The sequence below is a fragment of the Chryseobacterium sp. WLY505 genome (assembly GCF_030846215.1).
Lineage (GTDB): Bacteria > Bacteroidota > Bacteroidia > Flavobacteriales > Weeksellaceae > Chryseobacterium.
Map to the genome: position 1 here is coordinate 658,385 of NZ_JAVCWI010000002.1, position 12,178 is coordinate 670,562.

Genomic DNA, 12,178 nt, shown 5'->3' on the forward strand with positions numbered 1-12,178 from the left:
TAGTATAAAAACATCCCTGATAACAGGGGTTTTTACACCCCTCTCTTTTGAAGATATACAGCATCACATTTTCTTTTAAGGCCTATAGGTCTGGGCCTGCTCGAATAATATCATGTAAACATAAAATGCAGTTAAAACGACTCCAAGAAGTCCTGAAATAGTAAATAGAAGAAGATAATACTTACCATTCTTCTCCTTCTTTTGCAGAAAATTGATGATAAAAGTAATCAATGTGCACAAAAATCCGACTCCCAAAAATATAATGAAGACAGCAAGGAATAATGCTCTTTCAAGGTGTAAATCTGCAGATGAAAGCATAGTTTAATTTATATATCGTATTCATCATCAATAGTAGAGAGAATCTGAAAATATGGCAATCCCGATTATCAGCTATATTTGATAGTTAGAAGAGTTTTTCAGATGCTACGTAAAATTAATTTTTGAATTTTTGGCTGATGCCATTCATAATATAAAGATTTTCAATCTGTTTTTTTAAAAATATTATTTATATATTATTATTGTTTGTAAATTTTTAATTAATTATTATCTCAGATCAAGACATTGTGAAGATTTTCTATCTACATTTGTGAGTATAAAAATCAAATCCACTATTTATTAATTATTAAAAAAAGAAACAATGAGTACACTTACATTAAAGGACGGAACAGAAATTTATTACAAAGATTGGGGAAAAGGACAACCGGTTTTCTTTCACCATGGATGGCCATTATCGAGTGATGACTGGGACGCGCAAATGTTCTTCTTTTTAGAACAGGGCTACAGAGTAATTGCTCATGACAGAAGAGGACACGGAAGATCTGAACAGACGCCTTACGGGCATGATATGGATACCTATGCATCTGATGTGGCAGAAATTGTTGAAGCTTTGGGCTTAAAAGATGTGATCCATGTAGGACATTCTACAGGCGGTGGCGAAGTGATCCGATATGTAGCAAAACACGGTAACGGAAGAGTGGCAAAAGCCGTTCTGGTAAGTGCAGTGACACCTATTATGGTTCAGAATGAGAACAACCCGGATGGAGTTCCCATCTCTGTTTTTGATGATATCCGTAACAATACTGCAAAACACAGACAGCAATTCTTCATCGATATTACCTTCCCTTTTTATGGGTACAACAGAGAAGGAGCTAAAGTTTCAGAAGGAATCCAGAGAAACTGGTGGAGACAGGGAATGAACGGCTCTATCAAAGCACATTATGATTGTGTGAAAGCATTCTCTGAGACAGATTTTACGGAGGATCTTAAGAGTGTAGATGTTCCTGTATTGGTAATGCACGGTGAAGATGATCAGATTGTTCCTTTTGAAACAACAGGTAAGGTTGCCGCTACTCTTCTTAAAAACGGAAAACTGATTTCTTATCCTGGATTCCCTCACGGAATGCCGACAACAGAGGCTGAAACCATTAACAGAGATCTTCTGGAGTTTTTTAAATCCTAAATTTTTATAGATATCAGATCAATTCTGGTAAAAAATCATTGATAAAAGGCAGACCTGTTTGTAATGCAGGTTTGTCTTTTCATTTTTAGAATAGGTATTTCCCTGTTTATGCTTATTAAAAAAACTTTCACGGATCACTTTTTTTTCGTAATTTTGCAAACTATTATTCCTGATGTCTTTAGGAGTAGCCAAAACAGATATTGATAACAAAAACAATAAAAAAGCAAAACAATGCCAAAATTAAAAACGAAATCAGGTGCTAAGAAACGTTTTGCTCTTACTGGAACAGGTAAGATCAAAAGAAAAAACGCTTACAAAAGCCACATCTTAACTAAGAAAGAAACTAAGCAGAAGAGAAATCTTACGTCTACTTCTTACGTAGCTAAAGTGGATGAGAAAAGCGTTCAACGTCAATTAGCAATTAAGTAGTTTTTATAAATCTATATTCGGTTTATAAGAATTCAAACAAATTCACAATTTTAACCCTGAAACGGTGCCAACAAGAGCAATAACACTGCCGCCCTTTTCAAAAAAACAATTTAAATTATGCCAAGATCAGTAAATGCCGTAGCTTCAAGAGCTCGCAGAAAGAAAATTTTTAAGCACGCTAAAGGTTATTTCGGAAGAAGAAAGAACGTTTGGACTGTAGCTAAAAACGCGGTAGAAAAAGCAATGCAATATGCTTACCGTGGTAGAAAAGAGAAAAAGAGAAATTTCAGAGCACTTTGGATCACTCGTATCAACGCGGGAACCAGAGAGCACGGAATGTCTTACTCTCAATTTATGGGAGCTCTTAAAAAGAACAACATCGAACTTAACAGAAAAGTTTTAGCAGATTTAGCAATGAATCACCCTGAAGCTTTCAAAGCTGTTGTAGATCAAGTAAAATAATGTAGAATAGATTTTGTTATCAATATAAGTCCCGGGTTTTCCCGGGATTTTTTTGTTATATATTTTTTCATCTTTCAAGCTGTTAAAAATCCAGCTGATAGTCTTTCAAACCCTGTTGTAATTGTGATATCAGCAGTAAAACTTATTAGATAAAATTAATAAAACCTGAATTTATCATTGAATACAATTACTAAAAAAGAAAAATTTACCTAAATTTTATTTATTTGATGAATTTTAAACTATCGAAATAATAAATTTAATAAAAAGATATATTATTATTAATAAACCAAGCAAATAAGCACTATCACATTAAAAAAATAACAATAAATGCTGGTTTATTGCTATATTAGCAATCTCTAAAGAAAGTATCAAAAATGAAAAAAGTTGCAGCTTTTTTGCTCACTTCCATCGCACTGCAAAATATAAGTGCACAAAGTTTTATTCAAGCTTATAAGGACAGAGCAGATATGGTTACCCAAACCAATATTAGTACAAACCTTCAGGAATTTGCAGGTTTTGGAGTAAAAAAAACAGGTACAACAGCCAATAACAATGCTTTTGACTGGCTTAAAAACAAATACCTGTCTTACGGATATACAGCAACTAACATGTCCGAAGATTCTTTCACCTACGGAAGCAACACTTCGAAAAATTTAATTATTACCAAAACGGGAACAGTATACCCTAACAAATACGTTATTATCTGCGGACATTATGATACGATTGTAGGTCCTGGAGTAAGTGACAACGGAAGCGGAACATCCATTATTCTGGAAGCAGCAAGAATATTGAAAAATGTTCCCACAGAATACTCCATCAAGTTTATTCATTTTTCCGGGGAAGAACAAGGCCTTGTAGGAAGTAATCATTATGTAAATAATGTAGCTTATCAGAATGGCAGCCAGGTTCTGGATATAAAATTGGTTTTAAATATAGACCAGGTAGGCGGACTTATCGGAAATAATAACAATACGATTACCTGCGAACGAGATACCGGTGGCGTGTCTTCCAACAATGCAGCCTCTACTGCTGTAACACAGGAACTGATGAATTGTACTACCCTGTACTCTCCTCTTCAGACGAATCTTTCGTATGCCTACAGCTCTGATTATATGCCTTTTGAAGCGAAAGGATATACCATTACCGGATTCTATGAGTACCTGAGAAGTGAAAACGAACATACGGTAAGCGATACTTTTGCCAATCTGGACCCTGTCTATGTTTTTAATGTAGGAAAAGCCGCTGTAGGAGCTTTACAACACTTTGCCGTTGCCTCTACTTCCAGCAATCTTTTAAGCACTAAAGATACAGCACAACACTCAACAGAAGCCATCAGGGTTTATCCTAATCCGGCTAAAGATCTTGTGACGGTGGAATTTCAGGAAAAGGTAAAACAATTTAAAGTTGAAGTCAACGACATGTCTGGAAAGACTGTATTAACCCTTGAAAATCAGGAAAAAATAAATACTTCCGGATTAACAAACGGGGTTTATACCTTTACTATTACAACCGATAAAGGAAATACCACAAAAAAAATAATCATTAATAAATAATGTCAGGTGGAATATTCTGAAGCCGTTTTATATTCAGGAATATTCAGCATTACTTTCATACAATGAAAAAAATCGCTACTTTTTTATTGGCCTCTATTGCTTTTCAAAGTATTGGAGCTCAAAGTTTTATTCAGGCTTATCAGGACAGAGCGGATATGGTAAATCAAACCAATATCACAACCTACCTCCAGGAATTTGCTAATCTAGGAGTGAAAACCACAGGTTCAACGGCTAATGCCAATGCCCTGACATGGCTCAAAAACAAGTACCTTTCTTACGGATATACAGCCAGCCAGCTAGCAGAAGATCCTTTCACTGCAGGAAGTTATAATTCTAAAAACCTGGTCATTACCAAAACAGGCACACTGTATCCTAATAAATATGTAATCATCTGCGGACATTTCGATAGTATTACCGGCCTGGGAATCAATGATAACGGAAGTGGAACTTCTATTATTCTTGAAGCTGCAAGAATTCTGAAAGATGTTCCTACGGAATATTCTATAAAATTCATCCATTTTTCCGGGGAAGAGCAAGGACTTCTGGGAAGTAAACATTATGTAAACAATGTAGCGTATCAGAGTGGTGTTCGTGTTCTGGATATTAAACTTGTTTTTAATCTGGATCAGGTAGGCGGTGTGATGGGAAATAACAACAATACTGTTTACTGCGATGAAGATCAGGGCGGACTTTCAACAAACAATGCAGCTTCGGCTGCTGTAACTCAGGAACTGAGAAACTGTACAGCACTTTACTCTCCTCTTTTGACCGCTGTAGATCCGGCTGCTGATACGGACTACATTCCTTTTGAACAAAAAGGCGAAGTGATCACAGGTTTCTTTGAAAGAATAAGAAGTACCTATCCGCATACGGTGAATGATACTTTTGCCAATACAGATCCTGTATACATTTACAAGATAGGAAAAGCATCTGTGGGAGCACTACAGCATTTTGCCGTTGCTACGGGAACATTGGGAACACATGAAACTACTGTAAAAAATACGTTGGAAAGTGTAAAAATCTATCCAAATCCAGCAAAAGACGTCATCAATATTGAACTTCCGGACTCCGGAATTAAAAACTTCACTTTTGAAATCACTGATTTCCAGGGACGTTCTATTTTCAAGAGAAACAATGAAACAAAAATCAACGTTTCTTCACTTGAAAACGGAGCTTATATCGGAATTTTAAAAATTGGAGACCAAAAGGTTGTCAGAAAAGTGATGATTGAAAGATAATTCAATGTAAGAAACTATAAATAAAAACCTTTGAACTGTTTCAAAGGTTTTTATTTTTTCACACCCGATCCACATTACAGTATTTATAACACATCAGTGATAATTAATGTGACATTCATAATAAATATTCTTTTATTTTAAAATATTAAACACTCCATTGTGATTTATTTACTACATTCGTGTTACCAAAATAATATTATTTATATGAAAAAATTAACAACACTTTTATGCTCTGCATTGATGATGCAGAGTATTGCGGCTCAAACTTTTATTCAGGCTTACAAAGACAGAGCGGATTTGGTAACCCAAACCAATATTACCAACAATCTTCAGGAATTCAGTAATTTAGGAGTAAAAACTACAGGTTCAGTAGCAAATACGAATACTCTGAACTGGATCAAAAACAAATATCTTTCTTACGGCTATACTGCGAGCCAGATAGAAGAAAGTCCTTTTACCTTTGGAAGTACCAGCTCTAAAAATTTAATCATTACCAAAACCGGAACGTTGTATCCTAACAAGTATGTCATTATCTGCGGGCATTTCGACACCATTTATGGTCCGGGAGTAAATGATAACGGCAGCGGAACTTCTATTATCCTTGAAGCCGCAAGGATTCTGAAAAATGTTCCTACTGAATATTCTATAAAGTTCATCCATTTTTCAGGTGAAGAACAGGGATTAAAAGGAAGCAGCCATTATGTGAATAATGTAGTTTATCAGGGAGGTGTCCGCAAATTGGATATCAAACTGGTCTTCAATCTGGATCAGGTAGGCGGAGTGAAAGGAAACAACAATACAACGGTATATTGTGATGAAGATCAGGGAGGTGTTTCGAGTAACAATGCCGCTTCTGCAGCTGTCACTCAACAGCTGAGAAACTGTACAGCACTCTACTCTCCTCTTCTGACTGCTGTAGATCCGGCTGCTGATACAGATTATATTCCTTTTGAACAGAAAGGTGAAGTGATTACCGGATTTTTTGAAAGGATAAGAAGTACTTACCCTCACAGCTCTAAGGATACTTTCACTAATATGGATCCGGTCTATGTATACAAGATCGGGAAAGCTACTGTGGGAGCATTACAGCATTTTGCTACAGCTTCTACTACGATGAGCAAACCGGCCTCTAAAAATTTACTGGAAGCGGTAAAAATCTATCCTAATCCCGCCAATAATATCCTGAATATTGAATTACCGGATTCTAAGGAAACCAGCTTCAGTTTTGAAATCAGCAATTCCTTGGGAAGATCCTTATTGAAAGTCAATAATGAAAGAAAGGTTAATGTATCTGCTCTTCCAAATGGAGTGTATATTGGAGTGTTGAAAATGGGTGAAGAGACTCTGGTTAAGAATATTATGATTGAAAGATAGTATAGATTTCACTTAAAAAATACAGCCCTTTTCCATTATGAAAAGGGCTCATTTTTATAAAAAGGATTCAAATTAATAATTAAAATTAAGAGAAACCGTGTAATATCTTCCGTTTCCACGTACATATTCTGCATCACGAGCTGTATACATCGAAGTTGGCGTGAAATAAGAAGTGTTGAATACATTCTCTATTCCAAGTCCTATGGTCATCAGTTTATTAAGTTTATAGCTTCCCTGAACATTGAACAGGTTAAAGCTTTTCACAGGGCCTTCTCCCTCATCATATTTTCCGGATGCAGCAGGTTCAAACCTATCTCTCTTAAACGAGTACATGTGATAAACACCCAGTTGTAATTTCTGAGCCTTATCATTCCATTTAACAAAAGAATTCAACCTTGCGGGTGCAATTCTTAAACCGCTTAAATATTTTTCGTAGCTGTTGTCATTTCTCACATCCACTTTTCCTTCCTGATAGGTATAATTGGTTCCGATCGTTAATCCCTGTGTCGGATAGATATTTACTGCCAGTTCTACTCCGTTAATGTACTGAGGGGCACGAAGCGGATTCCAGAAACCATTTACAGAAACAAGATCTGCTCCCAACTTGGAGTAATTATAAAAATAACTGGCTGAAAAATCTACATACTGCCCGATCTTACTGTTGAAACCTATTTCATAATTATCAATAACCACAGGATCTGTATTAATTTCACTTAAGACATTGCTTTTCGCATCTCTCAGCACACGGCCCAAATCATAGATATTAAATCCTCTGGAATAAGAAGTAAATGGCTGGAAGAAATCAAATGCTACATAACTCACGCCTACATTATAAGACAGATTTGAATAGTTCAATCTTCCTCCTTCTACATTGAAAGGAACATCTTTGTTGGAAGGTAAAGTAGTATAATCAGGAACTTTTACCGACATTTTATCCCATCGAACGCCTGCCTTTACCGTCAGATCATCAGTAAGGAATAATTTTCCCTGTACGAAAGGTGCTGCAGCCAGCATATTCATTTCCGGAACCCACATTCTTCCGTCTACCAATGGCTGACTTGTTTTTTCATTTAACAGATCCAAACCATAGGTCAATGAACCTTTTAATCCCTTCTCTTTTCCAAATTCAGTATTAAAATCTGCTCTGAAACCGTATTTTTTCTCCAAAATGGCAGATTGCCCTCCTGTTTTCCATCTCGGTGCATTCCTGTAGTCATATATCGTATAAAAGTCCTGGAAGTACAGAGTTGTGTTAAGCGTTGTATTGTGGAAAATATTCTTATTGATATACTTAAGATATCCGTTGTGGTTATATCTTGTCCCTTCTTTCACTCCTTCTCTATCTCCTAATTTCCCGGTAGAAGGCTGTTCGCCGTATTTTCCTTGATCCAAAATATATTTGGAATCCTGCAAACTCGAATAGTAATTATACATCACTTCCAGTCTGTTGCTGTCATTCAAATCATATCCTATTTTCGCAAAGATATTATTGACAGCAGTTTCTCCCAATCCGTATCGTGGGTTCTGAACCAATCCTTCACCGTCTATTTTTACTCCGCTTTGAGTAAGTGTTCCATTCACAAGATAATCGAACTTTCCTACTTTTCCGAAGAAACTTTGTGAAACTCTGTATCCTGCGCCACCTTCTGATTTAAACATTTTGTTATTAAACAGATCATGGCTGGTAAATCCCAACACCGTTCTTCCTGAAAAAATTTTACAGGAAGTGCTTTTTTGGGTAATATAATTAATGATTCCTCCTTCTGCACCATTCCCATAAATGGAAGTCGCTCCTTTTACCACTTCAATTCTTTCCAAGACCGAGGGATCAATACTTCTGATTTCTCTGTCGTTATTACGTAACGGACTGGATTGTGGAATTCCGTCAATCATAATCAAAACATTTCTTCCTCTTAATGTTTGCCCTCTGTTGCTTACCAGATTATTCCCGAATGCCAATCCGGGAACTTTGTAAGCCAGGATATTACTAAGATCAGCAGAAATCAATGATTGCTCTGCAATTTCTTTTTTGTTGATGATATTGACGGTAGAAGCTGTTTTCTTTACAATTTCCGGAGATCTTGATGCGGTAACAATCACTTCATCAAGCCTGTTCTGTTCTAATGAATCTTTTTTCTGGGCAGCGACTTGAGGAAATGCCACAAGGCTTCCGATTAAGAAAATAGATTTATTCATACTTAGTGTTATTTAGAATAATTAAAAACAAAAGTACGGTTTTTAGCCGCCTTTGAATTTTGGGTGTTTTAACAGCCTTTCTCCGGATATAGTTTTAAATTAATTCAATAAATACATTTAAATAAAATAATCCAATAATAATATTTATATAGTTTATTTTATCAATATCAACTGATAATCGTCATGTATAAAAATGCCTTACAATATATTTGATTTTATGATTTTTTCTATGTTAATGAGAAAGATTGATGTATTAAAAGTTAAATGGTATGGCTTTTCTCATTGACTACGTCGAATTTTGCTCTCCGAAGTTTGGAGACTTTCTTACTCTATAGACACGAGCGAGACGCTCGCGCCAGCGGGGGGGGGAAATATAATTAATAGAAACTTATTTATAAACAACCCTTGCTATATTTGCAAAGGTTGTCGTTTATTCTACATCGGAAACCAAACCATATGGTAAGTTTATTTAATAAGCTCAAAGTCTGGAGACTTTGAGCAGCGGGTATTCTACTGGATAAAAATTTTTAGATATACAAAAAATAAAAGAGAACGATAGACAACATATCTTTGCTCTTCTGGATGTGTTCCTTAAACAAACTAAACTGCGAAGCATTATATAAAACAAACCCACTCAATGAGCGGGTTTTGTTTTTATTTATTTATGGAGTTATACTGTTCTTGTGTAATTACTTTTTTCTCTAACATTTTTTTTAACCAATCTTCTGCTTGTTGTTTTGAAGATTTATCCAATGAAGATATATTAATACTAGAGTAATTAGCATCTTTAAAAGGGATATCATATTTTTCACATAAAGCGGTAAAATAATAAAAATATCCTAAGTCACTATTATATTTTTCAGCCATTATTTTGGAATAATACATTAATGTATCTGTTCTATCTTCTTTATTTGAATCCATTAAAAAATAATATAATTCATCGTAAGCTAATGTATCTCCTTTCGTCTTTACAAGTTTAGTAATACTATCATAATTTGAGATATTACTCATAGTAATCACTTCATCTTGGCTTGCAGTCTTATCAAATATCTCCTTTTTTTTACAAGAATTTAATAAAATCATCAAGGTTAAAATAATTATTTTTTTCATAAATCATTAATTAAATATTCTATCCCATAAACTTCGTTGATCCATGCCTTGGGGTTTTGTATTACCTGGCTGTTGACTTGTTTGTTGTCCATTCTGAAAACTATTCCATTTTCCAAATTGTCCTGTCTGTCTTCCATGTTCACTTTTTGGAGTATTTGGAAGATATTCACCATTCCTATCCGTACTATAAGTCGATTGGGGTCCAACTTCAGTTCCTTTATTTGAAAAACCATCTCTTTCATCAGGAGCTATAATAGTAACTCCTTTCATTTCTTTGGATCCAGACATTTTTTCGGCTACAGATTCTGTAACATTTCCGTCTTTATCAATTGTTGCTCTACCTGTTCTGCAAGAATGTAATACAACTGTAAAGCCTTCTTTACTTTCAGAATTTTTCCATAAATCACTACTTTGATTAAGAATATTATTTAGCTTGCCTCCCGTATCAACTGTTCCTAATCCCGCTTTTTTCTGTTCTGACGTTACATTGTCATTATACATTGCAGAAGGATTTCCATGTGCAAAAACGTGTACTGTTTTTGTATTAGGATTATCCGCATACTGTCCATTATTTGCCGTTTTAATAATTGGCTGATTGGCTTTCGTATCTTTTACTAAAACTGCTTCAAGCCCTTCTAATTCTCTAGCATCAATAACTCTATTTTCAGAAAAATTATAATGAGATTGATAAGCATATTTTTCAGATAATGGATCTATATTAAAGAACCTTCCCACATCCGACATATAATTTCTCCACTTAAAACTGTACCAACCAGTCTCCTGTAATTCCTGTCCTTGGTACTTGTAGTTATATGCAGGATTTCCTGTTAATATATTATATCCCTCATGCTTCAATCCAAAAGGATAATAATTACTCTCTTCAATGATCTCTGTTCCGGCTCCATTTTTAGCATAACTTAATCTAACATTTCCAAGGTGGTCAGTATAATTGTAAACATACTTTCCAGTTTCAACATTAAAATATCCTTCTGCGGTTGGGAAAAACTTTAATATCGAATTGGTATACTGAAAACCATCCAGATAATCGGTTGTTTCTGTTCCAAAAACCTTTCTTACTTTCACTCCGTCTGCTCTGTAAATATAATCCGTTACTTTTGAGTTCTGGGTAATCTTTCGTGGTAAATTTAGATAATTATATTGGATGGAGGAAATTCCTTTATCCAATTGGGTCGTCATATTTCCGTTATCATCGTAGCCTATTTCATTTCCCCCTACAGGATATCCTAAACTGTTAAGATAGGCATCGGATACGTTGGTAAGTCTGTTTCCCGTGTAGCTGTAGATCAGATTATCGATCACCATGGCCTCAGTACTTCCCGGGAGAAGTCCCTGGGTTCTTACCAGATTCAGAATATTCCCGTTCACATCATAAGCAAAGAGTTCATTGTATTCTTTCCCGGAAGGGTTGGTGTCTTTTTGATAGAAACCGGCTGTAAGCCTGTTCAACGGGTCATAAACATATCCGTATCTTCTCACATTATCATTCGCTCCTGTAGAGGTTTTCCAATCAACTTCAGCGATATTGCCGTTGTATTTCGGTTTTACTTTTTGGTTCGGATAATTGGTATTGGGGACTTCCAGACCTTGTACTTCATTATATCTGATTTTATATCCAAACAGGTCATTTCCAAGATTGGCAGGATCGTTAATCTGGGTCAGCCACCCACGGATATTATATTGGTAATCTATCTGCTGAAGCGGAGAAGAAGCCGTAACTCCTCCCACTTTTTTATTCGTAACCTGGGAAATTTCATTATAGGTATTCTGAGCCAGGATTTCTTCAGCATTATTATCAATCTTATGTTTATGGGTAACCAAGCGGTTCTGACTGTCATAATCAAAGGTTTCTGTGATGACCCTTTCGGTATCCGTACTCAGTCTCTTATGCCTTGTTACAGTCTGTTTCGTGATTCCTGCAAAATCAAGTTTGGATTCTGTGCGGGTATAGCCTCCCAAATGATTCACAGAATGACTGCCAATAGCTCTTCCTTTCTGATCATAATAGGTATAATTCCTGGTCCAGTTGTCATCCTCAATATTCTTTACAAAACTCATTACAGGTAGTCCTTTGGTACTTCTTCCATCAGCTGTATGAGTGTCTGTCAATACTGGTTCTCCCTGAATTGTTGAAGGAAATGCCGGATTAAAACTGTAGGCAGGATAAGAGTCGTAATAATTAACCGACAAAATACTTTCAGGGGTAAAATAGACGGCGGTATAATAAATATTGATTCCATTCCTTACAAAACCTGTAGAATGGCGCGCATCATAAATAACCAAATCCTTGATCTGACCCTGTATTGTCGCCCTACTGTCATTTGAACTGAATATGCCTG

At 35.7% G+C, this 12,178-nt stretch carries 10 protein-coding genes; 6 read left to right on the forward strand and 4 right to left on the reverse strand.

The annotated features are described in order from the left end of the window. Positions 1–75: 75 nt before the first annotated feature. The gene (locus tag RAH34_RS08440; protein WP_114820067.1) at positions 76–318 is read right to left on the reverse strand and encodes a hypothetical protein; all 243 of its coding nucleotides are present in this window, start codon (positions 316–318) and stop codon (positions 76–78) included. A gap of 319 nt (positions 319–637) precedes the next feature. Here RAH34_RS08440 and RAH34_RS08445 point away from each other — a divergent pair, with 319 nt between their 5' ends. The 6 genes from RAH34_RS08445 to RAH34_RS08470 all read left to right on the forward strand — a co-directional run bounded on the left by RAH34_RS08445 (position 638) and on the right by RAH34_RS08470 (position 6,515). Then, the gene (locus tag RAH34_RS08445) at positions 638–1,459 is read left to right on the forward strand and encodes an alpha/beta fold hydrolase (RefSeq protein ID WP_114820066.1); all 822 of its coding nucleotides are present in this window, start codon (positions 638–640) and stop codon (positions 1,457–1,459) included. A gap of 231 nt (positions 1,460–1,690) precedes the next feature. Continuing rightward, a complete protein-coding gene (gene rpmI, locus RAH34_RS08450) occupies positions 1,691–1,888 on the forward strand; it encodes a 50S ribosomal protein L35 (protein WP_034694453.1) in 198 nt (65 codons plus the stop codon). 117 nt (positions 1,889–2,005) lie between these two features. Continuing rightward, positions 2,006–2,350 (forward strand): 50S ribosomal protein L20, encoded by a 345-nt coding sequence (gene rplT, locus RAH34_RS08455; protein WP_002979659.1) that lies wholly within the window; start codon positions 2,006–2,008, stop codon positions 2,348–2,350. A gap of 374 nt (positions 2,351–2,724) precedes the next feature. Then, complete coding sequence (locus RAH34_RS08460; protein ID WP_306595832.1) at positions 2,725–3,903, forward strand: M28 family peptidase; 1,179 nt, start codon at positions 2,725–2,727, stop codon at positions 3,901–3,903. A gap of 62 nt (positions 3,904–3,965) precedes the next feature. Continuing rightward, positions 3,966–5,141 (forward strand): M28 family peptidase, encoded by a 1,176-nt coding sequence (locus RAH34_RS08465; RefSeq protein WP_306595833.1) that lies wholly within the window; start codon positions 3,966–3,968, stop codon positions 5,139–5,141. 204 nt (positions 5,142–5,345) lie between these two features. Further along, positions 5,346–6,515, forward strand: coding sequence for a M20/M25/M40 family metallo-hydrolase (locus RAH34_RS08470; protein WP_306595834.1), 1,170 nt, complete (start codon positions 5,346–5,348; stop codon positions 6,513–6,515). Positions 6,516–6,587: 72 nt separating this feature from the next. Here the strand turns inward: RAH34_RS08470 and RAH34_RS08475 are convergent, their stop codons facing one another. The 3 genes from RAH34_RS08475 to RAH34_RS08485 form a co-directional block, all read right to left on the reverse strand. Beyond that, complete coding sequence (locus RAH34_RS08475) at positions 6,588–8,711, reverse strand: TonB-dependent receptor (protein WP_306595835.1); 2,124 nt, start codon at positions 8,709–8,711, stop codon at positions 6,588–6,590. Between the two features lie 654 nt (positions 8,712–9,365). After that, positions 9,366–9,821 carry a hypothetical protein gene (locus RAH34_RS08480; RefSeq protein ID WP_306595836.1) on the reverse strand — a complete coding sequence of 152 codons (456 nt, stop codon included), beginning with the start codon at positions 9,819–9,821 and terminating at the stop codon, positions 9,366–9,368. Positions 9,822–9,827: 6 nt separating this feature from the next. Then, positions 9,828–12,178, reverse strand: a 2,351-nt coding sequence (locus RAH34_RS08485; RefSeq protein WP_306595837.1) for an RHS repeat domain-containing protein, incomplete at its 5' end; no start/stop codon positions are given.